At 68.6% G+C, this 21,787-nt stretch carries 23 protein-coding genes; 17 read left to right on the top strand and 6 right to left on the bottom strand.

Going from position 1 to position 21,787, the window contains the following annotated elements:
- Positions 1 to 33 precede the first annotated feature (33 nt).
- The 4 genes from ACSQ9E_RS00470 (at position 34) to ACSQ9E_RS00455 (ending at position 3,511) form a co-directional block, all read left to right on the top strand.
- A complete protein-coding gene (locus tag ACSQ9E_RS00470) occupies positions 34 to 1,026 on the top strand; it encodes a tripartite tricarboxylate transporter substrate binding protein (RefSeq protein WP_057201656.1) in 993 nt (330 codons plus the stop codon).
- 151 nt (positions 1,027 to 1,177) lie between these two features.
- Positions 1,178 to 2,473, top strand: a complete 1,296-nt coding sequence (gene hmgA, locus ACSQ9E_RS00465; RefSeq protein ID WP_436179778.1) for a homogentisate 1,2-dioxygenase — start codon at positions 1,178 to 1,180, stop codon at positions 2,471 to 2,473.
- Entirely contained in the window at positions 2,457 to 2,942 is a 486-nt protein-coding gene (locus ACSQ9E_RS00460) for an Ldh family oxidoreductase (RefSeq protein WP_436179779.1), read from the top strand. Before hmgA ends, ACSQ9E_RS00460 begins: the two co-directional genes overlap by 17 nt.
- On the top strand, positions 2,846 to 3,511 hold the full coding sequence (locus ACSQ9E_RS00455; RefSeq protein ID WP_436220167.1) for an Ldh family oxidoreductase: 666 nt from the start codon (positions 2,846 to 2,848) through the stop codon (positions 3,509 to 3,511). Before ACSQ9E_RS00460 ends, ACSQ9E_RS00455 begins: the two co-directional genes overlap by 97 nt.
- On the opposite strand, the gene ACSQ9E_RS00450 is transcribed toward ACSQ9E_RS00455, so the two are convergent.
- Positions 3,512 to 4,432, bottom strand: a complete 921-nt coding sequence (locus ACSQ9E_RS00450; RefSeq protein ID WP_436179780.1) for an AraC family transcriptional regulator — start codon at positions 4,430 to 4,432, stop codon at positions 3,512 to 3,514.
- A gap of 129 nt (positions 4,433 to 4,561) precedes the next feature.
- On the opposite strand from ACSQ9E_RS00450, the gene ACSQ9E_RS00445 reads away from it, so the two are divergent.
- Together ACSQ9E_RS00445 and ACSQ9E_RS00440 are read left to right on the top strand one after the other, a co-directional pair.
- Positions 4,562 to 5,353: a fumarylacetoacetate hydrolase family protein gene (locus tag ACSQ9E_RS00445; RefSeq protein WP_436216557.1), complete on the top strand. Its 792-nt coding sequence runs from the start codon at positions 4,562 to 4,564 to the stop codon at positions 5,351 to 5,353.
- A 30-nt stretch (positions 5,354 to 5,383) separates the two neighbouring features.
- Positions 5,384 to 5,809 carry a hypothetical protein gene (locus tag ACSQ9E_RS00440; protein WP_436216556.1) on the top strand — a complete coding sequence of 142 codons (426 nt, stop codon included), beginning with the start codon at positions 5,384 to 5,386 and terminating at the stop codon, positions 5,807 to 5,809.
- Between the two features lie 18 nt (positions 5,810 to 5,827).
- On the opposite strand, the gene ACSQ9E_RS00435 is transcribed toward ACSQ9E_RS00440, so the two are convergent.
- Together ACSQ9E_RS00435 and ACSQ9E_RS00430 are read right to left on the bottom strand one after the other, a co-directional pair.
- Positions 5,828 to 6,511 carry a hypothetical protein gene (locus ACSQ9E_RS00435; RefSeq protein ID WP_436216555.1) on the bottom strand — a complete coding sequence of 228 codons (684 nt, stop codon included), beginning with the start codon at positions 6,509 to 6,511 and terminating at the stop codon, positions 5,828 to 5,830.
- A gap of 9 nt (positions 6,512 to 6,520) precedes the next feature.
- Complete coding sequence (locus tag ACSQ9E_RS00430; protein WP_436216554.1) at positions 6,521 to 7,549, bottom strand: TRAP transporter substrate-binding protein; 1,029 nt, start codon at positions 7,547 to 7,549, stop codon at positions 6,521 to 6,523.
- Between the two features lie 178 nt (positions 7,550 to 7,727).
- Here ACSQ9E_RS00430 and ACSQ9E_RS00425 point away from each other — a divergent pair, with 178 nt between their 5' ends.
- Positions 7,728 to 8,546 (top strand): IclR family transcriptional regulator, encoded by an 819-nt coding sequence (locus ACSQ9E_RS00425; protein WP_436216553.1) that lies wholly within the window; start codon positions 7,728 to 7,730, stop codon positions 8,544 to 8,546.
- 154 nt (positions 8,547 to 8,700) lie between these two features.
- On the opposite strand, the gene ACSQ9E_RS00420 is transcribed toward ACSQ9E_RS00425, so the two are convergent.
- On the bottom strand, positions 8,701 to 9,627 hold the full coding sequence (locus tag ACSQ9E_RS00420; protein WP_436216552.1) for a LysR family transcriptional regulator: 927 nt from the start codon (positions 9,625 to 9,627) through the stop codon (positions 8,701 to 8,703).
- A 145-nt stretch (positions 9,628 to 9,772) separates the two neighbouring features.
- Between ACSQ9E_RS00420 and ACSQ9E_RS00415 the strand changes: the two genes are divergently transcribed.
- From ACSQ9E_RS00415 to maiA, 6 genes are read left to right on the top strand one after another with little or no spacing between them, the layout of a single operon-like run.
- Positions 9,773 to 10,768 carry a 2Fe-2S iron-sulfur cluster-binding protein gene (locus ACSQ9E_RS00415; RefSeq protein WP_436216551.1) on the top strand — a complete coding sequence of 332 codons (996 nt, stop codon included), beginning with the start codon at positions 9,773 to 9,775 and terminating at the stop codon, positions 10,766 to 10,768.
- A gap of 17 nt (positions 10,769 to 10,785) precedes the next feature.
- On the top strand, positions 10,786 to 11,838 hold the full coding sequence (gene gtdA / locus ACSQ9E_RS00410; RefSeq protein WP_436216550.1) for a gentisate 1,2-dioxygenase: 1,053 nt from the start codon (positions 10,786 to 10,788) through the stop codon (positions 11,836 to 11,838).
- 40 nt (positions 11,839 to 11,878) lie between these two features.
- Entirely contained in the window at positions 11,879 to 13,171 is a 1,293-nt protein-coding gene (locus tag ACSQ9E_RS00405; protein WP_436216549.1) for an aromatic ring-hydroxylating dioxygenase subunit alpha, read from the top strand.
- Position 13,172: 1 nt separating this feature from the next.
- Complete coding sequence (locus ACSQ9E_RS00400; protein WP_436216548.1) at positions 13,173 to 13,643, top strand: aromatic-ring-hydroxylating dioxygenase subunit beta; 471 nt, start codon at positions 13,173 to 13,175, stop codon at positions 13,641 to 13,643.
- A 10-nt stretch (positions 13,644 to 13,653) separates the two neighbouring features.
- Positions 13,654 to 13,980 carry a non-heme iron oxygenase ferredoxin subunit gene (locus ACSQ9E_RS00395; RefSeq protein ID WP_436216547.1) on the top strand — a complete coding sequence of 109 codons (327 nt, stop codon included), beginning with the start codon at positions 13,654 to 13,656 and terminating at the stop codon, positions 13,978 to 13,980.
- Between the two features lie 24 nt (positions 13,981 to 14,004).
- Positions 14,005 to 14,655 (top strand): maleylacetoacetate isomerase, encoded by a 651-nt coding sequence (gene maiA / locus ACSQ9E_RS00390; protein WP_436216546.1) that lies wholly within the window; start codon positions 14,005 to 14,007, stop codon positions 14,653 to 14,655.
- Between the two features lie 8 nt (positions 14,656 to 14,663).
- On the opposite strand, the gene ACSQ9E_RS00385 is transcribed toward maiA, so the two are convergent.
- Both ACSQ9E_RS00385 and ACSQ9E_RS00380 read right to left on the bottom strand, forming a co-directional pair.
- The gene (locus ACSQ9E_RS00385) at positions 14,664 to 15,827 is read right to left on the bottom strand and encodes a pyridoxal phosphate-dependent aminotransferase (protein ID WP_436216545.1); all 1,164 of its coding nucleotides are present in this window, start codon (positions 15,825 to 15,827) and stop codon (positions 14,664 to 14,666) included.
- 72 nt (positions 15,828 to 15,899) lie between these two features.
- Positions 15,900 to 16,823 carry a LysR substrate-binding domain-containing protein gene (locus tag ACSQ9E_RS00380; protein ID WP_436216544.1) on the bottom strand — a complete coding sequence of 308 codons (924 nt, stop codon included), beginning with the start codon at positions 16,821 to 16,823 and terminating at the stop codon, positions 15,900 to 15,902.
- A gap of 143 nt (positions 16,824 to 16,966) precedes the next feature.
- Between ACSQ9E_RS00380 and gcl the strand changes: the two genes are divergently transcribed.
- The 4 genes from gcl to ACSQ9E_RS00360 are packed head-to-tail and all read left to right on the top strand — an operon-like array spanning position 16,967 to position 21,777.
- Positions 16,967 to 18,763 (top strand): glyoxylate carboligase, encoded by a 1,797-nt coding sequence (gene gcl / locus ACSQ9E_RS00375; protein ID WP_436216543.1) that lies wholly within the window; start codon positions 16,967 to 16,969, stop codon positions 18,761 to 18,763.
- Positions 18,764 to 18,786: 23 nt separating this feature from the next.
- A complete protein-coding gene (gene hyi / locus ACSQ9E_RS00370; RefSeq protein WP_436216542.1) occupies positions 18,787 to 19,569 on the top strand; it encodes a hydroxypyruvate isomerase in 783 nt (260 codons plus the stop codon).
- 19 nt (positions 19,570 to 19,588) lie between these two features.
- Entirely contained in the window at positions 19,589 to 20,497 is a 909-nt protein-coding gene (gene glxR / locus ACSQ9E_RS00365) for a 2-hydroxy-3-oxopropionate reductase (RefSeq protein WP_436216541.1), read from the top strand.
- Positions 20,497 to 21,777: a glycerate kinase type-2 family protein gene (locus ACSQ9E_RS00360; RefSeq protein ID WP_436216540.1), complete on the top strand. Its 1,281-nt coding sequence runs from the start codon at positions 20,497 to 20,499 to the stop codon at positions 21,775 to 21,777. Before glxR ends, ACSQ9E_RS00360 begins: the two co-directional genes overlap by 1 nt.
- The last annotated feature ends 10 nt before the right edge of the window (positions 21,778 to 21,787 follow it).

Below are 21,787 nucleotides of genomic sequence, written 5' to 3'. Positions count from 1 at the left end.
GCAAACCGACAAGAACCAAAGGAGACAAGCACCATGCAAGCCACCGCCATTTCCTTCCAGCCCCACCGCCGCGCCGCCCTCTGGCTGGCCGGCCTGGCCCTGTGCGGCGCCGCCGCCACCACCGTGCGCGCCAACGACAAGCCCATCCGCATGGTGCTGCCCGTGGGCGCCGGCTCTGGGGTGGACACCATCATGCGCGCGGCCGCCCCGCAGTTGATCAAGGCGCTGGGCGGCCAGAGCGTGGTGATCGAGAACCTGCCCGGCGCAGGCGGCATCACCGGCGCCTCGGTCATCGTGCGTGCGCCGGCCGACGGGCTCACGCTGGGCGTGGTGTCGAACAACCATGTGGTCAACCCCAGCGTGTTCAAGAAGATGCCGTTCGATGCCATCGGCGACATCACGCCGATCACGGTGGTGGGTGCCACGCCCTTCGTGCTGGTGGTCAACCCCAAGATTCCGGCGAAGAACGCCAAGGAGCTGCAGGCCCTGCTCAAGGCCAAGCCCGATGGCTACAACTACGCCTCCTCGGGCAACGGCACCATCATCCACCTGGCGGGCGCCATGTTCATGGAGGCAGCGGGCGTAGACGTGCGCCACATCCCCTACAAGGGCGTGGGCCCCATGGTCACGGACATGGTGAGCGGCCAGGTCGAGATCGGCGTGGTGGCGCTGCCCGCCGTGCAGGGCCAGCTCAAGAGCGGCGCCCTGCGCGCCATCGGCATCATGGGCACGCAGCGCGTGGCCTCGTTGCCCGACCTGCCGACCATTGCCGAGCAGGGCTTCCCGGACGTGGACGTGGCCGGCTGGTTCGCCGTGGTCGGCCCGGCCAAGCTGCCGCCTGCCGAGGTCAAGCGCCTGCATGCCGCCGTGGTGGCGGCCTTCGCCATGCCGGAAACCAAAGAAGCCATGGCCAAGCAGGAGAACATCATCAACCCCATGACACCCGAAGCCTCGCTGCAGTTCTTCAAGACCGAGCAGGAGCGCTATGCCCGGCTGGTGAAAAAGGCGGGCGTGACGGTCGAGTGAGTTCGCCGAGCGCCGGGCATTGACCCGCCCGCCAGGGCCGGTATGCCGGGCACGCAGGAAACCTGCGCGCGACCCGCTCCACAATGGCCTGCGAGGCGCCTCCATCGGGGATGGCGCAGCCCCACCTTGCCCACCCTGCACGCCACACACCATGAGCACCCCCTACCAGTCCGGCTTTGGAAATGAATTCGCCACCGAGGCGCTTGCAGGCGCCCTGCCCGTGGGCCGCAACTCGCCCCAGCGCTGCCCCTACGGCCTGTATGCCGAGCAGTTGAGCGGCACTGCCTTCACGGCGCTGCGTGCGGACAACCGCCGCTCCTGGCTCTACCGCATCCGCCCGTCGGCCATGCACACGCCGTTCGAGCGCATCGATGACGGCCGCATCGTGAGCGCGTTCGATGCAGTGCCCACGCCCCCCAACCAGCTGCGCTGGAGCCCGCTGCCCATGCCCACGGAGCCCACCGACTTCGTGCAGGGCATCGTCACCATGGCCGGCAACGGCGACCCGCACGCCCAGAACGGCGCGGCCATGCACCTGTACGCGGCCAACCGGTCGATGCAGCGGCGTGTGTTCTACAACGCCGATGGCGAAATGCTCATCGTGCCGCAGCAAGGCCGCCAGCGCTTCGTGACGGAGCTGGGCGTGATCGACGCCGAGCCGCAGGAGATCGTGGTGATACCGCGCGGCGTGCGCTTTCGCGTGGAACTGCCGGACGGCGATGCGCGCGGCTACATCTGCGAGAACTATGGCGCCAACTTTCGCCTGCCCGACCTGGGCCCCATCGGATCCAACGGCCTGGCCAACCCGCGCGACTTCCTCACGCCGCATGCGGCCTACGAGGACATCGACGCGCCGCACGAACTGGTGGCCAAGTTCATGGGCCACCTGTGGTCGGCGAAGATGGAGCATTCGCCCATCGACGTGGTGGCCTGGCATGGCAACTACGCGCCGTACAAGTACGACCTCCGGCGCTTCAACGCCATCGGATCGATCAGCTACGACCACCCGGACCCGTCGATCTTCCTGGTGCTGCACAGCGCCTCGGACACGCCTGGCGTGAGCAACATCGACTTCGTGGTCTTCCCGCCGCGCACGCTGGTGATGCAGGACACCTTCCGTCCGCCCTGGTTCCACCGCAACATCGCCAGCGAGTTCATGGGCCTGGTGCACGGCGTCTACGACGCCAAGGCCGAGGGCTTTCTGCCCGGCGGCGCCAGCCTGCACAACAGCATGACGGGCCACGGGCCGGATGCGGAGACCTTCGAGAAGGCCAGCAACGCCGATCTTTCGGTGCCGCACGCCATCAAGGACACCATGGCCTTCATGTTCGAGACCCGCTGCGTGCAGCGCCCGACCGCGCAGGCGCTGCAGTCGGCGCAGCTGCAGGACGACTACTACCGCTGCTGGCAGGGCCTGCGCAAGCATTTCGATGCCAGCAAGCCCTGACGCCGCCAACACCCTGGACAGCGGCACGCTGCAGGCCTGGTCCACGCGGGTGCTTATGGGCTTCGGGGTGGCCGAGGAGCCTGCCGCCCTCACCGCCGGTCTGCTGCTGCGCACCAGCCTGCGCGGCATCGATACCCATGGCATTGCGCGCCTGCCGGGCTATGTGGACAAGCTCGCAAGCGGCGAGGTGAATGCCCGCGCCGTGCCCCGCATCGATGCCGATGCCACCAGTTGGCTGCGCTGCGATGGCGACGGCGGCCTGGGCCAGGTGGTGGCCAGCTTCGCGCTGGAGCAGGCCATGGCCCTGGCGCGCCACCAGCCCCTGTGGTGGCCTGCCACATCCGGGCCACAGGCCACCTGGCAGCGCTGGCGGTGTATGTGGCGGCTGCGGCGGAGCAGGGGTTCTTCGCCTTTCTGTGCCAGCGCACGCCGCCGGTCATGGCCCTGCCGGGCGCCAGCGGCCCGGTGATCGGCAACAACCCCCTGGCCTTTGCCCTGCCGCTGGCGGGCTGCGCGCCCCTGGTGTTCGACATGGCCAACAGTGTGGTGGCGCGCGGCAACGTGGCCCAGGCCGTGCGCGAGGGCCAGGACACTATCCCGCCCGAATGGGCGCTCGGCCCCGACGGGCAGCCCACCACCGATCCGGTGCTGGCGCTGCAAGGCGCCATGCAGCCCATTGCCGGCCACAAGGGCCTGGGGCTGGCGATGCTGGTCGAGTGCCTGGCAGCGAGCATGGGCGGCATCGTATCGGCGCCGGACACTGCCGTCGGCACGGCCGGATCCGCCGCCAACGCCAGCGCCTTTGCGCTGGTGATCAACCCCGCGCTGACCACCGGGCGCGAGGCCTTCGATGCCAGCGTGTCCGCCTGGATGCAGACCTGCCTGCAGGCCGGCGGCCCCGGCGCCCGCTACCCGGGCCAGCGCCAGGCGGAATGCGAACAGCAGCGCCGCCGCCACGGGGTGCCATTGCCCGCCGGCCTGCTGGCCGAGTTGCGCGCGCTGGGTGAGCGCACAGGCTGCGCGTTTCCCGCCGGATGATTACCCCTGCAGGCGGGCCTGCTGGCGGAATTGGCGCGGCGTGAGCCCGGCCTCCTGCCGGAAGCGGCGGCTGAAATACGCTTCGTCGTGGAAGCCGCTCTGGTGCGCGATCTCGCGGATCAGCGTATCGGAGCCGGCCAGCAGCTCGCGCGCATGTTCCAGGCGCCGCTCGGTGAGCAGCTCGGTGAAGGTGCGCCCGGTCTGCTTCTTGAGCAGGTGCGCCAGGTAGTTGGGTGACAGCGCCACGGCCGTGGCCGTGTCGGTGAGCGCAATGTCCTCGTGCGAATGCGCGCGCAGGTGGCGCAGCGCGCGCTGCAGGGCGTCGTGCTGCACGCCGCCTTGGCGGTGGTGGCGCGCGGCCTGCGCATGCAGCTCGCTGGAAAAGCGCGCGCAGGCCAGGCCCAGCAACTGCAGCAGGATGCCGCGGATGCTGGCCGCCGAGCCCAGCGTACGCGGCTGGTTGTACGCCACCAGGGCATCGAGCCAATGGCGAATCTGCGCGAAATCCTCGGGCCCGAAGGCGAAGTCCAGGGACTCCTGGAACAGGAAGGGTGCCAGCTCCGGGTGCTGCGCCATGCCCACGTCCTCCAGGTCCAGGGCGGGCACGTCGAGCTCGGGCCAGAGGAAGCGCTGGTCGAAGTTGATGATGGCGTAGCGCGCGCCTGCAGGGTGAGGCACCACGTGCATGCGGTAGGGCAGCACAAAGCTCAGCGTGCCCGCGCCAAAGGGCCGCGTGGCCGTGCCCACCACCTGCCGATCGCCCCCTTCGAGGCTCACCTGGATCTGGAAATACTCGTGCCGGTGCGGGCGGCTGAGCACGTCGCGCGCCCCCTGGAAGCGGATGTCGAAATCCAGGTGCTCGGCGCGCTCCTGCATTCCGTACAGGCGTGCATGGGCGTTCGGTCGGGACGGGGCGGGCATGCGCAAATGGTATCCGCTCGCGCAGTGGTGGCCCTGTCCGGTTTGGGCGTAGATGCGTGCAAGTTGCCTGTGATGGCCGCACCAACAATCGCTGCGAGCCCCTACAAAAACCGACAGGAGACAACTTTCATGGACCAACCCCGCCGCAATATCTTGACCCACTCCGCCCTCATCGCCACCGGCGCCGTGGCCGGCTGCGCCCTGCCCGCAGGCGCCAGCAAAACGGCCCCCACCCCCTTCGACCTGCCGCAGACCACGATCCCCATTGTGGGCAGCGACCAGGTGTTCCCCGTGCGCCGCGTCTACTGCATCGGCCGCAATTACGCGGCACACGCGCGTGAGATGGGCTCAGACCCCACGCGCGAACCGCCCTTCTTCTTCCAGAAGCCGGCCGACGCGATCCAGTTCGTGAAGCCTGGCGTGGTGGCCGACCATGCCTACCCCAGCCTCACCAAGAACTACCACTATGAGGTGGAACTGGTGGTGGCCCTGGCCAAGGGCGGCAAGGACATTCCGGTGGAAAGCGCGCTGGACCACGTGTTCGGCTACTCGCTGGGCCTGGACATGACGCGCCGCGACCTGCAGCGTGAAATGGGCGACCAGAAGAAGCCGTGGGAGATCGGCAAGGCGTTCGACCAGTCCGCCCCCGTGGGGCCGCTGTACCCGGTGAGCCAGGTGGGCCACATCAAGGACGGCGACATCTGGCTCAAGGTCAACGGCACCGTCAAGCAGAGTGCCACGCTGCAGCACATGATCTGGTCGGTGGCCGAGCAGATCAGCCGCCTGTCGCGCGCCTTCGAGCTCAGGCCCGGCGACATCATCTACTCGGGCACGCCCGAAAACGTGGGCCCGGTGGTCAAGGGCGACGAGATCGAGATCCATATCGACCGCTTCCCCAACCTGAAGCTGCGCATCGTCTGAGCCCTCACCGGGAGGGGCTATGCTGGCGCGGTGAAGACCCTGACCTTCTACCGCATTGCCCTGGGCCTCCCCCTGGCCGTGCCCTTGCTGATCTTCCCGCTGGACCGCAGCGCGCTGGGCGGCGTGCTGCTCATGTCCGTGGTGTTCGGCGGCGGGCAGTACCTGCTGTTCGCGCTCACCCTTGGGGCATGGCTGGGCCGGCTGCAGGCGCCCGCAGCCATCGAGCGCGCGCTCTGGCGTACGCCCCTGCTGTTCCAGCCGGTGCAGGCCATTGGCTGGCTGTTGTTCTTCGCCGTGCAGGGCGAGCCAGGTGCCATCTGCGGCGCCCTGTGGATGCTGCTGCCTCTGGCCATCTGGTGTCTGGTGCTGGGCTATGCCTATGTGGGCCTGGCCCGGCTGGCATGCGGTGTTCTGCGGCGGCTGGGGCGGGTGCGCGACCCGCGCCACCAACCCTGAAGCCCTGGCCGACGGCGGCTAACCCACGTCAAGCGCCGTGTTGGAGTGCGACAGCCCGTAGAGGCCCCGCAAAGCACCGGCCTGCGCGCCGGCAACCACCAGCGCGGCATCCGACAGTTCGGTGCCTGCCAACACCTCCAGCGCCGAGCGGTCGTACCCGCAGGCGATGAAGACCCAGTCGGCCGCAGGATCGGGCCCACCGCGGATCTGCTGCTCGGTGGTGGTGGCGATCGTGGGGGTCTGGTTCTGCAACAGGTGGCCCGCCGTGGTACCAGGGCGCGATGACAGTGAACCCGCCAGTGCGCCCAGGTGGGCACGCAGTCGTTGCGCGGCGCCATCGGCTGGAGAGAAGCGCACCGTGAGCGCATGCCGGGACAGCGCCCCTCCCCGGCTTTCCAGCACGCGGCACTGGCTGCGCACCATGTGGCGGTGGTGCGGCATCATCTCTGTGGACCAGGGCGAGGGCGCGTTCAGGCGCGCCAGGTAGGCATCGGAAACCAGGGTTTCGTACGCCGCCAGCTCGTACAGCACGAAAAAGCCTTCGCCGCCATCCGCCGCAGACCAGCGCGAGCCCCGGTGGAAGCCGGGGATGCCCATGCGCTCAGGGAAGTGTTCGTGCGTATGCCAGTCCTCGAACTCGGCGCGGTGGGCGGGCGCGATGTCCCACCACATGGCAAGGGCAGCCTTTCCCAACAAGGCCATGGCCGCCCCTCACTTGCTGCCGCCGCGCAGGCGCGCGAGCTCGGCGTTGACCTGGGTCATCAGCGGCTCGCCGACTTCCTTGGCGAACTTGTCGACCACGGGCTGCACCTTCTGGCGCAGGCGGACAAGCTCTGCCGGGGCCACGTCGTTGACCTGCATCGTCTTGCGCAGGTTGGTGATCGACTCGGCCTCCTTGGCCTGGGCGATGCGGCGCTCTTCCTGCTTTGCTTCATTGGCGGCGTCGGTGATGAGCTTGCGCTCGGCTTCGGACATGCCGTCCCAGGTCTTCTTGCTCATGAGCACAGGCATGCCGGTGTAGACATGGCGCGTGAGCGAGAGGTATTTCTGCACCTCGGCGAACTTGGCCGATTCGATCACGCCCACCGGGTTGTCCTGGCCGTCGATGGCTCTGGACTCGAGCGCACCGTAGACCTCGCCGAAGGTCATGGGCACGGGGTTGGCGCCCAGGGTGTTGAACATGTCCAGGTAGATCGGCGAGGCGATCACGCGCAGCTTGAGGCCTTGCAGGTCCTCATGCCGGGCAATGGGCCGCTTGCTGTTGGTCATGTTGCGAAAGCCCAGGTCCCAGATGCCCAGGCCGACAATGCCGTGCGCTGCCAGGCCCGCCTGCAGCCTCGTGCCCACCGGGCCGTCGGCCAGGCCATAGGCCTCCTGAGGGCTGTCGAACAGGAAGGGGAAGTCGAACACCATGAACTGCTTGTCGATGCCGGCCAGCAGACCCGTGGCCATGGACGCGAAATCGAGCGTGCCGCCGCGCACGGCCGACAGGTTCTGCGTGTCGCTGCCGAGCACGGCATTGGCGAACAGCGTCACCTTGATCTTGCCGCCGCTCTTTTGCCCGACCAGGTCGGCGAACTTCTGCGCGCCCTGCCCGAGGGGATGGTCCTTGGCCAGGCTGAAGGCGAACTTGAGGTTGCGCTCCTTGATTTCCTGGGCCAGCACCGAGGGAATGGCCGAAGCGAAGGCAACGGCACCGATGGCCGCCAGTGCCGCGCGGCGCAGGGTGGATGTGGTCATGCTTGTCTCTTCCTTTCATTCTTGGGAGGTGATCGCTGCGGCACGCCTTCAGCGGTGCGTGCTTCGCGGTGCGACGGCGCATGTTATTCGCATTTTCTGAACACCATTCAACATTTACAACTCATTCAAATTCTGAAAGCCTGCGTATGATCGCGCCCATGAACCCGAAGGAGTCCCCATGAGCGGAGCGCTCGAGAAATCACTGGCCATCCTGGAGTACCTGGTCGCGCACCCCGATGGCGTGGCGCTGGCGCGCATCTCCACCGACCTCAACATGCTGCGCAGCGGCTGCCACCGCACGCTGCACGAGTTGATCGGCTATGGCTACGTGCGCCAGATGCCGCACAAGGGCGACTACGCGCTCACCACCAAGATGGCGTCGATGGGGCTGAGCTTTCTGAGCCGCTCGGGCGTGGTCGACATCGCCCAGCCGGTGATCGACCGGCTCGCGCGCACCACCGAGGAACTGGTGCGCCTGGCCATCGTCGACGGTGAGCGGCTAACGCTGGTGGCCAAGGCGCAGGGCGCCAAGTCGGGCCTGCTGTACGACCCTGATATGGGCATCGACCTGCGCCTGTCGTGCAGCGCTGCGGGCCATGCCTGGCTCATGACCCTGTCCGAGGACGAGGCCGCCGCGCGCGTCTCCAGGCAGGGCCTGGGCAGCCCGCGCCAGTTCGGCCCCAACGCGCCAACCTCGCTCAAGGCACTGCAGACCGCCCTGCGCACGCATGCCAAGCGCGGCTACAGCCTGATCCAGGACGGCTATGCGCCCGGCATGAGTTCCATGGCTGCCCCTGTGCGCCGCAAGGGCGAACCTACCACAGGCGTGGTGGTCATCGCCGGCCCCTCGGCCCGGCTCACGGCCAAGAGCATGACCCGCTTCGGCCCCGAGCTCATGGCGGCGGCGGACGAACTGGCCATGGCGGGCCAGGCATCGCCGCTTCTCAGGTCCGCCAACGTGGGCACCTGGGGCAACCGTATTGACCACACCCCCTGAGTCGCTTCGCGCCTTCCCCCTCTCTCTCCTCGCTACGCGAGTCGGGAGGGGGACGCCCCCAGCGCGGCGGGGCGGCCCTTGCGCGGGGGCACTGGCTTCGGCCGCGCCGGTTTCATGGGATGCGGGCGGCTCTTGGCGTTGCGAGTAACGGAGCTCAGGCAGGCGCCTGCCCCGCAAAATCCGAGTGCAGATCGAAGACCAGCGTGCGCAGCCACTGGCTGGCGGGGTCCTTGTGGTACTTGGCGTGCCAGAAGAGGTTGATGGCGATGCGCGGCAGCTTGACCGGGTGCGGACGCGCCACCAGACCGAAGGGCTCCACCATGCGCCCAGCCAGCCGCTCGGGCACGGTGGCGATCAGGTCGGTGGACTGCAGGATGTGGCCGATGGCCACGAAGTGCGGAACCTTGAGCTTCACGCGCCGCTCGGGTGAGTGCCTGTCCAGGATTTCGTCGACCTGGCCATGGCCGGTGCCGGCCGAGACCACGGCCACATGTTCGGCCGCGAAGAAGTCCGCTGCGCGCAACTGCCTGCGCTGCGCGAGCCGGTGGCCCTGGCGCAGCAGCACCACATAGTCCTGCTCGAACAGCCGGCGCTGGAAGAAACCCGCCTTGAGCTGCGGCAGCAGGCCGATGGCCAGGTCCACCTGGCCGGCCTCCATCGCGTCCTTGAGGTTGACCGCTGTGTTGCGCACCGTGCTGATCACCACGCCCGGCGCCACCTCGCCAATGCGCTGCATGAGCTGCGGCAGGAAATAGATCTCCCCGATGTCTGTCATGCCCACGGTGAAGCTGCGCTGGCTGCTGGCAGGGTCGAACGCGTTGCGCGCATTCACCGCGCCATGGATCATGCCCAGCGCATAGCCCACCGACTCGGCCAGTTGCTCGGCGAACGGCGTGGGCTGCATGCCGCTGGCCGTGCGCAGGAACAAGGGGTCGTCGAACTGCCGGCGCAGGCGCGCCAGGGCATTGCTCACGGCCGGCTGGCCCAGGCCCAAGTTCTCGGCCACCTTGGAAACCTTGCGCTCGGTGAGCAACTGGTTGAAGACCACCAGCAGGTTGAGGTCGATGTCCTTGAGTTCCATGGCCTGCTCCGATGAATATTGATTTCAATGATATTCAACATTGATCCCATCGCGTTGACTGATTTTCAGGTGGACCGGATCATCGCCGCCATGACTCCCCCAGGGAGCGCTGCGAGCCCGAAGAAAGACAAAGAGACAACGCACGATGGAAATCCATGTCCGCCCACTGCGGCGCACCCTGCACGTTGCTGCGGGCGTGAACCTGCTCGACGCGCTGCGCACCAACGACGTGCCCGTGTCCTACAGCTGCATGGCCGGGCGCTGCGGCACCTGCCGCTGCAGGGTGGTGCAGGGCGAGGTGCTGGAATCGGGCCGCGAGACCCAGCGCCCTCTGGGCGCTGCCACCGATGGCGACGGCGGCTATGTGCTGGCCTGCCAAACCTTCGTGACCGAGCCCTGCACGGTGGAGATCGCCGAACCCGACGAAGTGGTGGTGCACACCGCACGCAACGTCAAGGCCACCGTCGTCGCCATCGAGGATGCGACCCACGACATCAGGCGCCTGCGCCTGCAGCCGGCCAAGCCCCTCGACTTTTCTCCGGGCCAGTACGCGCAGCTGCAGTTCACGCCCGCGCATGCGCGCCCCTATTCCATGGCGGGCCTGGCCGGTGATGGCGAGCTGGAGTTCCATGTGCGGCTGGTGCCCGGGGGGCGCGTGACGGGGTACATCGCGCAGGAGCTGAAGGTGGGCGACGCGGTGCGCTTGAGCGGGCCGCTGGGCTCGGCCTACCTGCGGCGCCAGCACACCGGCCCCATGCTCTGCGTGGCCGGTGGCACGGGCCTCGCGCCCATCCTGTCCATCGTGCGCGGCGCGCTCGCGGCCGGCATGCGCAACCCGGTGCACCTGTACTTCGGCGTGCGCTCCGAGCGCGACGTCTATGGTCTGGAATGGTTGGCCGCGCTGCAATGCGAGCACCCCGCCCTCAGCGTGCACACGGTGCTGGCCTCGGGCCGGGCGGCGGGTTGCCGCACGGGCCTGGTCACCGATGCCATTGCGCAGGACTGGCCGAGCCTGGCCGGGTTTCGCGCCTACCTTTGCGGCGCACCGCCGATGGTGGAGGCCACCTCGCTGCTGGTGCGCCGCATGGGCGTGCTGCCCGAGCACGTGTATGCCGATGCCTTTTACGCGAGTGGCACTTGACCGCACAAGGAAGCCCCATGGAACAGCCCCGCAACCATTCCGAAGAGAGCCAGGCCGCGCGCAGGGCCTACTACGAGCGCATCGGCAGCGACAGCATGACCCCGCTGTGGGAGGTGCTAGGCGCGCTGGTGCCACCCCGGCCACGCTCGCCCGCCGTGCCGCACCGCTGGTCCTACGCGGCGGTGCGCGACCAGGTGATGCAGGCGGGCCGGCTGATCAGCGCAGAGGAAGCCGATCGCCGCGTGCTCATCCTCGAGAACCCAGGCCTGCGCGGGCAGTCGTGCATCACGCAGTCGCTGTATGCGGGGCTGCAGCTCATCCTGCCGGGCGAGGTGGCGCCCGCGCACCGCCACACGCAGTCCGCCCTGCGACTGGTGCTCGATGGCGAGGGGGCCTACACATCGGTGAACGGCGAGCGCGTGACCATGCGCCGGGGCGACTTCATCATCACTCCGGCCTGGACCTGGCACGACCATGGCAACCTGGGCAGCGAGCCCGTGGTCTGGCTCGATGGTCTCGACATTCCGTTGGTGCGCTTTCTGGACGCCGGTTTTGCCGAAAAGTCCCTGGAGCGGTCGCAGGGCGTGGAGCGACCGGAGGGCGACGCCCTGGCGCGCTACGGCGCCAACATGCTGCCCATGGACGAGCCACCACCGCAGCCAGGCGATCCCACCCGCTTGTTCGTCTACCCCTACGCGCAAACGCGGGCCGCGCTGCTCGCCCTGTCCCAGGGCGCGCCCGATCCGCACCTGGGCTTCAAGCAGCGCTTCGTGAACCCGGCCACCGGGGCGTCGCCCATGCCCACCCTGGGCACCTTCGCCCAGCGCCTGCCAGCCAGCTTTTCCACCCGCCCGCACCGCTGCACTGACGGCACGGTGTATGTCTGCCTGGAGGGCGGCGGCGAGGCGGAGATCGAAGGCCAGACCTGTGCCTTCGAGGAACGCGACGTGTTCGTCGTGCCGTCCTGGCACACGCTGGCCCTGCGCGCCCGGGCCGACACCATCCTCTTTTCGTACTCGGACCGCCCGATGCAGAAGGCCCTGGGCCTGTGGCGCGAGGAGCGGCTGTGATGCCGCGGCACCGCCCACCACAAGAAACAAGGAGACAGCCGTGAGCAGCGAACCCCACACCATCTTCCCGGCGCAGGCCCGGTGGGAGGGCCCGGGCACGAGCCGCATACCCTTCAAGGTCTACACCGACGAAGCGCTGCACCGCAAGGAGCTCGAACGCTTTTTCTACCAGAAGCACTGGTGCTATGTGGGCCTGGAGGCCGAGATCCCGAACGCGGGCGACTTCAAACGCACGGCGATCGGCGAACGCTCGGTGGTCATGGTGCGCGATGCCGGGGGCGGCATCAACGTGATCGAGAACGTCTGCGCGCACCGGGGCATGCAGTTCTGCCGCGAGCGCTCGGGCAACCGCAAGGAGCTGGTCTGCCCCTACCACCAGTGGAACTACAGCTTGAAGGGCGAGCTGCAGGGCGTGCCGTTCCGCCGCGGCGTGAAGCAGGACGGCAAGGTCCACGGCGGCATGCCGGCGGACTTCGACCCGGCCGAGCACAGCCTCAACAAGCTGAAAGTCGCCACGCGCGGCGGCGTAGTGTTCGCCTCGTTCGACCATGGCGTGGAACCGTTCGAGGACTTTCTCGGCCCCGAAATCCTGGCCTACTTCGACCGGCTGTTCGATGGCCGCAAGCTCACCCTGCTGGGCTACAACCGCCAGCGCATTCCGGGCAACTGGAAGCTGATGCAGGAGAACATCAAGGACCCCTACCACCCCGGCCTGCTGCACACCTGGTTCGTGACCTTCGGGCTCTGGCGCGCGGACAACAAGAGCGAGCTCACCATGGACGCCCGCCACCGCCACGCGGCCATGGTGTCCACGCGCGGCCAGGCGGGCAAGGCCGGCCAGGTCACGCAGGTGTCCAGCTTCAAGGAAAGCATGCAGCTCGAAGACCCGCGCTTTCTGGACATCGTGCCCGAGCCCTGGTGGGGCGGGCCCACGGCGGTGATGATGACCTTGTTCCCGAGCGTGATCCTGCAGCAGCAGGTCAACAGCGTTTCCACGCGCCACATCCAGCCCGCAGGCCATGGCGCCTTCGACTTCGTGTGGACGCACTTCGGTTTCGCGGACGACACAGAGGAGATGACGCAGCGCCGGCTGCGCCAGGCCAACCTGTTCGGCCCCGCGGGTTTCGTCTCGGCCGACGATGGAGAGGTGATCGAGTTCTCGCAGCAGGGCTTCGAGCAAAAGCCTTTTCACCGCGCGTTGGCCGAACTGGGCGGGCGCGAGGTGGGCAACACCGACCACATGGTGACCGAGACCTTGATCCGCGGCATGTACCAATACTGGCGTGAGGTCATGGAGCACGGCGACGCCCCCCAGGACAAGGCTGGGGGCTGAGATGGACTTCACGACCTACTACGCCCTCACCCAGCTTTACGCCGACTACGCCAGCGCCGTCGATTCGGGCGACTGGGACCTGTGGCCCGGCTTCTTCACCGACGACTGCAGCTACCGCCTGCAGCCGCGCGAAAACCACGAGCGCGGGTTTCCGCTGGCCACGCTGTCGTTCGAGAGCAAGGGCATGCTGCGGGACAGGGTCTACGGCATCAAGGAGACCCTGTTCCACGACCCCTACTACCAGCGCCACATCATCGGCGCGCCGGTGGTGCGCCAGCTCGATGGCGAGCGCATCCACTGCGAGGCCAACTACGCCGTGCTGCGCACCAAGCTGTCGCAGATGTCCACGGTGTTCAACGCGGGCCGCTACATCGACGAGGTGGTGCGCACGCCCGATGGCCTCAAGTTCGCCCGCAAGCTCGTCGTCTACGACAGCGAAATGATCCCCAACTCGATCATCTACCCCATCTAGGAACCATGCCATGAGCGAAACCACCACCCTGCAATGGACCGATGCGGCCGCGTTCGACGACGTGCCGCAGGACGACGTGATCGGCCTGGCCGTGGACGGCCGCGACATCGCGCTCTATGGCGTGGAGGGCGCGGTCTACGCCACCGACAACCTGTGCACCCACGGCCACGCGCGCCTGTGCGACGGGTTTCTGGAAGGGCACGAGATCGAGTGTCCGCTGCACCAGGGCCGGTTCGACGTGCGCAGCGGCGCGCCCACCTGCCAGCCCGTGACCGATGCGGTGCGCACCTACCCCGTGCGCATCGAGGGTGGCCGGGTGTATCTCGCACTGGGCTGAGCCGGCCCCCACTATCATTCCCCCATGGACCGCATTCTCTACACCTACTTCCGCAGCTCGGCCGCCTACCGGGTGCGCATCGCGCTCAACCTCAAGGGCCTCGAAGCCACCCACATCCCCGTGCACCTGGTGCGCGATGGCGGCGAGCACCTCAAACCCGAGTACAAGGCCATCAACCCGCAGGGCCTGGTGCCCGTGTTCGGAGAGGACGGCATGCGCGTGAGCCAGTCACTGGCCATCCTCGAATACCTGGAAGAAAAATACCCAGCCACGCCGCTGCTGCCCAGCGCCCTGGCCGACCGTGCCTACGTGCGGCAACTGGCGCTGGTGATCGCCTGCGAGATCCACCCGATCAACAACCTGCGCGTGCTCAAGTACCTAACGGGCACCCTGGGTGTGGCCGATGCGGCCAAGAGCGACTGGATCAAGCACTGGATCGCCCAGGGCTTCGAGGCGCTGGAGGCCGAGATCCAGGCCGCAGGCCACAGCGGCGGCTTCTGCTTTGGCGAAACGCCCACCCTGGCCGACTGCTGCCTGGTGCCGCAGATCTTCAACGCGCGGCGCTTTGAGGTGGACCTGTCGCCCTACCCGACGCTGGTGGCCATCGACGAGCGCTGCGCTGCGCTGCCGGCCTTCCAGCAGGCGCACCCCTCGACCCAGGCCGACGCCCAGTAAGAATTCTCTCAGCGCGGGTTGGCCTCCAGCCAGGCCCGCAGCCGCCGCACGCCTTCGACCAGGCGCGCCGGGTCCTTGGACGCAAAGCACCAGCGCAACCAGCCCTGGGCTTCGGCGCCAAAGGCATTGCCCGGTGCCAGGCCCAGGCCGGCCTCGGTCACCAGGCGCTTGGCCAGGGTGAGAGAGTCATTGAAGCCTTCGATCTGGAAGAAGGCGTACATGCCGCCGTGCGCTGCCGTCACCTTGACACCCGGCACCTGGGCCAGCAGCGGCACCAGCGTGTCGCGGCACGATTGCAGGTGGGCCACCACGCGCGGCGTAATCTCCTCGCTGTGCTCCAGCGCCGCCAGAGCCGCGCGTTGCGTGAACACGCTGGCGCACGAGGTGTTGAACTCGATGACCTTGGCGATGCCGTCCACCAGCGCGGGCGGCAGCACCAGCCAGCCCAGGCGCCAGCCGGTCATGAGAAAGCTCTTGGAGAAGCTGTGCGCCACCACCAGCCGGTCGTCGGTGCCGGCAATGTCCAGAAAGCTCGGTGCGCAGCGGTTCTCGGTGGGCTCGTAGTAGAGGCGCTCGTAGACCTCGTCGGCCAGGATCCAGGTGCCCGTGCTGCGACAGTGGTCCAGGATGCGCTGCTGCTCTGCGCGCGTGAGCGTCCAGCCCGTGGGGTTGTTGGGCGCGTTGACGATGAGCAGGCGGGTGTCCACGGTCACGGCGCGGCACAGGGCCTCGATGTCGAGGGTCCATTGCCCGTCCGCCGCCGTGAGCGGCAAGGTGCGCACGCGCGCGCCCAGGATCACCGGCTGCGCCACCAGGTTGGGCCACACGGGCGTGACCACCACCACCTCGTCGCCCGCATCCACCAGGGTCTGCACGGCCAGCATCAGCGCGCTGACCCCGCCGGACGTGATGGCGATGCGGCCCGCGTCCACCGCCGGATGCAGGGCGCTGGTGTAGCGCGCCACGGCCTCGCGCAGCGCGGGCAGGCCCAGGTGGTGGCTGTAGAAGGTCTCGCCGCGCTGCAGCGACTCGATGGCGGCGTTGCGCACCACCTCGGGCGTGACCTCATCGCTCTCGCCGAACCAGAAGGCCAGCACGTCGTCGCGCCCCAGGCCGGCGTTGGCGACCTCGCGGATCATGGAGGGTTCGAGGGTCTGGATGGTCTCGCGCATGGTCGGAAAACGGCGGTGGCCCGCAGCAAATCGGTGAAGGGACTGCAAGCGTAGCGCTTTTTCCAGGGCCCTTCAGGGCGATTGATCGCCGCCCTGCACAGCCCACCAGCGCTCGCCCATCTGCAGCTGCAGCCATTCGATGAAGCTCACCACCTTGGCAGGCACCATGCGCGGCGAAGGGTAGACGGCATGGATCTCCTGCGGCGGCAGTGTCCAGCCGGGCAGCAGCGACACGACGGCGCCGCTTTCCAGCGAGCCGTGCGCCACGTAGGTCGGCAGCGCCGCAATGCCCATTCCCCCGCGCGCGGCGGCCAGCAGGGCCGAGAGGTTGTTGGAGCGCAGCGGCCCGGCCACCGGCACCGTGAGCGCCGCACCCGAGCCGTTGCCCAGGTGCCAGCGCGCATCGCCCTGTGCAGTGCTGTAGACCAGCGCGTCGTGACGCGCCAGGTCGGCCGGCTCGGCGGGCGTGCCGCGCTGCGCCAGGTACCCGGGCGAGGCCACCAGCACCCAGGGGTTGAGCCCCAGGTAGCGCGCGCCCAGCGTGGAATCGGCAAGGCGCCCCATGCGAATGGCGACGTCGATGCCCTGCTCGACCAGGTTCACATAGCGGTCCTCGAAGACCAGCTCGATCTGCAGGCGCGGGTTCTCGCGCATGAAGCGCATCACCAGCGGCACCAGCACGCGCCGCCCGAAGGCCACCGAGGTGCTGATGCGCAGCCCGCCCTGCACCTGGGACTGCAGCAGCGCGGCCACGGTCTCGGCCTCTTCGACATGGTGGGTGATGAGCTTGCACTTCGCGTAGTACAGGCGGCCGATCTCGGTGGGCGACACGCCGCGCGTGCTGCGGTGCAGCAGGCGCGACCCCAGCTGCTTTTCGAGCTGGGCCACGAGCTTGGTGGCCGAGGGCTGGCCCACGCCCATTTCGGCGGCGGCCTTGCTGAACGAGCCCAGGTCGACCACGCGCACGAACAGTTTGACTCCGAGAAGGCGATCCATGGAAACGATTATCGGCAGCGCCTGGCGGCCGATTGCATTCCAAAAGGGAATAACGCTAATGCCCTGGATGCGGGTTCCGGGCTTTGGCCAATGCGGGGAGCATCCAGTCCATCAGTTTTCAAACCCCTTGACAGGAGACCCCGATGGCAACAATGAAGGCCGCCATGGCCGCCGTGTTGGTGATGGAGAAGGAGGGCATCACGCAGCTGTTCGGCGTGCCCGGCGCTGCGATCAACCCGTTCTATGCGGCGGTGCGCGAGCGCCAGTCGCTCACCCACATCCTGGCCCGCCACGTGGAGGCCGCCTCGCACATGGCCGAGGGTTACACCCGGGCCCGGGCCGGCAACATCGGCGTGTGCGTGGGCACCAGCGGGCCGGCCGGCACCGACATGATCACCGGGCTGTACTCGGCCATCGCCGACAGCATTCCCATCCTGTGCATCACCGGCCAGGCGCCGCGTGCCCGGCTGTACAAGGAGGACTTCCAGGCGGTGGACATCGAGTCCATCTCCAAGCCGGTGACCAAGTGGAGCGTGACGGTGCGCGAGCCGGCCCTGGTGCCGCGCGCCTTCCAGCAGGCCTTTCACCTGATGCGCTCGGGCCGGCCAGGGCCGGTGCTGATCGACCTGCCCTTCGACGTGCAGATGGCCGAGATCGAGTTCGACATCGATACCTACGAGCCGCTGCCGGTCTACAAGCCCGCCGCCACGCGCAGGCAGGTGGAAAAGGCGTTGGACATGCTCGAAGCCGCCGAGCGCCCGCTCATCGTGGCCGGTGGCGGCATCATCAACGCCGATGCCTCGAACCTGCTGGTGGAGTTTGCCGAGCTGACCGGCGTGCCCGTGATCCCCACGCTGATGGGCTGGGGCACCCTGCCCGACGACCACCCGCTGATGGCCGGCATGTGCGGCCTGCAGACCAGCCACCGCTACGGCAACGCCACCTTGCTGGCCAGCGACTTCGTGATGGGCATCGGCAACCGCTGGGCCAACCGGCACACCGGCTCGCCCGAGGTGTACTGCAAGGGGCGCACGTTCGTACACATCGATATCGAGCCCACGCAGATCGGCCGGGTCTTCAACCCCGACTTCGGCATCGTGAGCGATGCGCGCGCCGCGCTGCAGCTGCTGGTGCAGGTGGCGCGCGAGCGCAAGGAGGCCCGGGGCCTGCCCGACCGCAGCGACTGGGCCGGCCGCTGCGCCGAGCGCAAGTCGCTGATGCACCGCAAGTCGCACTTCACCGAGACCCCGATCAAGCCCATGCGCGTGTACGAGGAGATGAACGCCGTGCTGCCGCGCGACACCATCTACGTGAGCACCATCGGCCTGAGCCAGATCGCGGGCGCGCAGTTCCTGCACGTCTACGGCCCGCGCCAGTGGATCAACTGCGGCCAGGCCGGCCCGCTGGGCTGGACCATTCCGGCCGCGCTGGGTGTGGTGGCGTCTGACCCCACGCGCACGGTCGTCGGCCTCTCGGGCGACTACGACTTCCAGTTCCTGATGGAAGAACTGGCCGTGGGCGCGCAGTTCAACCTGCCCTATGTGCAGGTGCTGGTCAACAACAGCTACCTGGGCCTGATCCGCCAGGCCCAGCGCGGCTTCGCCATGGACTACTGCGTGCAGCTGGCCTTCGAGAACCAGAACGTGGCGCCGGGCGAGGGCGACCTGCGCAGCTACGGCGTGGACCACCAGGCCGTGGTGCAGGGCCTGGGCTGCCGCTCGCTGCGCGTGACCGACCCCGAGAAGATCGCCAGCGCCCTCACCGAGGCCCTGGCCCTGGCGCGCGAGCACCGGGTGCCGGTGGTGGTGGAGGTGATCCTGGAGAAGGTCACCAACATCGCCATGGGCACCGAGATCGACAAGGTCAACGAGTTCGAGGCCATCGACTGCCGCCACCCCGGCGGCCGCGCCGGCCTGGAACTCGCCGGATTGCTCGACTGAACAACATTCAAGGAGACACCCGCATGCCCCGCTTTGCCGCCAACCTGACCATGCTCTTCACCGAGCTGCCTTTCATCGACCGCTTTGGTGCCGCCGCGCGCGCCGGCTTCACGGCCGTCGAGTTCCTCTTCCCCTACGCCTGGCCGGCCGAGGAGATCCGGGCCCAGCTCGACGCCCATGGCCTGCAGCTGGTGCTGCACAACCTGCCCGCAGGCGACTGGGGCGCGGGCGAGCGCGGCATCGCCTGCCTGCCGGGGCGCGAGGCCGAGTTCCGTGCTGGCGTGGCGCAGGCCATTGCCTATGCCCAGGCCCTGGGGGTGGGCCAGCTCAACTGCCTGGCCGGCAAGGCGCCCGAGGGCGTGCTGCCAGAGCTGCTGCACCGCACGCTGGTGGAGAACCTGCGCTTTGCCGCGCAGGAACTGCGCCAGGCCGGGCTGCGCCTGCTGGTCGAGCCCATCAACACCCATGACATCCCGGGCTTCTTCGTGAACACCACGGCGCAGGCGCTCAGCCTGCTCGACGAGGTGGACGCGAGCAATGCCTTCGTGCAGTACGACATCTACCACGCGCAGCGCATGGAGGGCGAGCTGGCCGCCACGTTAGCCAAGCACCTGGCGCGCATAGGCCACATCCAGCTGGCCGACAACCCGGGCCGCAACGAGCCGGGCACCGGGGAGATCCACTACGCCTGGCTGTTCCGGCACATCGACGCCATCGGCTACGCCGGCTGGATCGGCTGCGAATACAAGCCCGCCACCACCACCGAGGCTGGCCTGGGCTGGCGCGAAGCCCTTACCCAACCATGATTTGCAAGGACATCTCCCAATGACCACCACTTCCCTCAAGATCGGCTTCATCGGCCTGGGCACCATGGGCGCGCCCATGGCGCAGCACCTGATCCAGGCCGGCCACCAGCTCTTCGTGCACACCCGCGGGCGCGTGCCGCCGGCCATTGCCGAAAGCCGAGCCACGCAGTGCGTCACCGCGCGTGGCGTGGCCGAACGTGCCGACATCATTTTCACCATGGTGCCCGACACCCCGCATGTCGAGGACGCGCTGTTCAGCGAGAGCGGCGTGGCCGCCGGCCTCAGCAAGGGCAAGACCGTGGTGGACATGAGCTCGATCTCACCCATCGCCACCAAGGACTTCGCGCAGCGCATCAACGCCCTGGGCTGCGACTACCTCGACGCACCGGTCTCGGGCGGCGAGGTGGGGGCGAAGAACGCCACGCTGTCCATCATGGTCGGCGGCCCGGATGCAGCGTTCGAGCGCGTGCGGCCGCTGTTCGAGCTGATGGGCAAGAACATCACCCTGGTGGGCGGCAATGGCGACGGGCAGACCGCCAAGGTGGCCAACCAGATCATCGTGGCGCTGAACATCGAGGCCGTGGCCGAGGCCCTGGTGTTCGCCGCCAAGGCCGGTGCCGACCCGGCGCGCGTGCGCCAGGCGCTGATGGGCGGCTTCGCCTCCTCGAAGATCCTCGAAGTGCATGGCGAGCGCATGCTGCGCCGCACCTTCGACCCCGGCTTTCGCATCGAGCTGCACCAGAAGGACCTGAACCTGGCCCTGGCCAGTGCGCGCGCCCTGGGCGTGGCCCTGCCCAACACCGCCACCGCGCAGGAGCTGTTCAACACCTGCGTGGCACATGGCGGGGCGGCCTGGGACCACTCGGCCCTGGTGCGTGCGCTCGAAGCCATGGCGAATTTCGAGATCGGCCAGGCGCCGGCCCGCTGATGGCGACCGCACCCCAGCAGCAGTTGCTGCGCCGCATGTTCGACGCGGCCATCGCCAGCGCCCAGCCGGCCCTGTGCGTGCCGCCGCACCTGCCCTCCCCTGCGTCGCTGGGCACGGGGCGCCTGGTCGTCATGGGCGCGGGCAAGGCCTCGGCCGCCATGGCGCGGGCGGTGGAGGACCACTGGGATGGACCGCTTTCGGGCTTGGTCGTCACGCGCTATGGGTACGCCGCTTCCTGCCGCCACATCGAGATCGTGGAGGCCGCCCACCCCGTGCCCGACGCGGCCGGCATGGCGGCCGCGCAGCGCATGCTCGACTGCGTGGCCGGCCTGCGCGCAGACGATTTGGTGGTGTGCCTCATCTCGGGCGGCGGCTCGGCGCTACTGCCCCTGCCGCTGCCGGGCATCACCCTGGCCATGAAGCAGGAGGTGAACCGCGCGCTGCTGCAGTCGGGAGCCACCATCAGCGAGATGAACTGCCTGCGCCGCCACCTCTCGGCCATCAAGGGCGGGCGGCTGGCGCTGGCCTGCCACCCGGCGCGTGTGCTGACCCTGCTGCTGTCGGACGTGCCGGGCGACTCGCCCGCCGACATCGCCTCCGGCCCCACCGTGGGCGACGTCACGACCTGTGCCGATGCGCTGGACATCGTGCGCCGCTACGGCATCGCGCTGCCACCGGCGGCGCGCGAGCTGCTGGAGTCGGGCCGGGGCGAATCGCCCAAGCCTGGGCACCCCCACCTGGCCCGCAGCGAGGTGCGCATGATGGCCACGCCCCAAATGGCCCTGGAGGCCGCGGCCGAGGTGGCGCGCCAGGCCGGCTACACCCCGTACATCCTGGGCGATGCGCTGGAGGGCGAGGCGCGTGATGTGGGCCGGGTGCTGGGCGGCATGGCACTGCAGGTGGCGCAGCGCCAGCAGCCGTTTGCCGCACCGTGCGTGCTGCTCTCTGGCGGCGAGACCACGGTCACCGTGCGCGGCAACGGGCGCGGTGGGCGCAATGTGGAATGCCTGCTGTCCATGGCGCTGGCGCTGCAGGGGCATCCGCGCATCCACGCCCTCGCGGGCGATACCGACGGCGTGGACGGCCAGGAGGAGATCGCGGGCGCGCAGCTCACGCCCACCACGCTGCAGCGCGCGCAGGCCCTGGGCATCCGGCCCGCCGATGCTCTGGCACGCAACGACGGCCATGGATTCTTCGGCGCGCTCGGCGACGCGGTGGTGACCGGGCCTACGCTGACCAATGTGAACGACTTCCGGGCCATCGTGATCGACGCGCCCTGAAAGCGCGGGC

Origin of the sequence: Acidovorax sp. LjRoot118, from assembly GCF_964253575.1 — a bacterium.
GTDB lineage: Bacteria > Pseudomonadota > Gammaproteobacteria > Burkholderiales > Burkholderiaceae_C > Acidovorax.
This window is presented reverse-complemented; position numbering and strand designations above follow the sequence as displayed.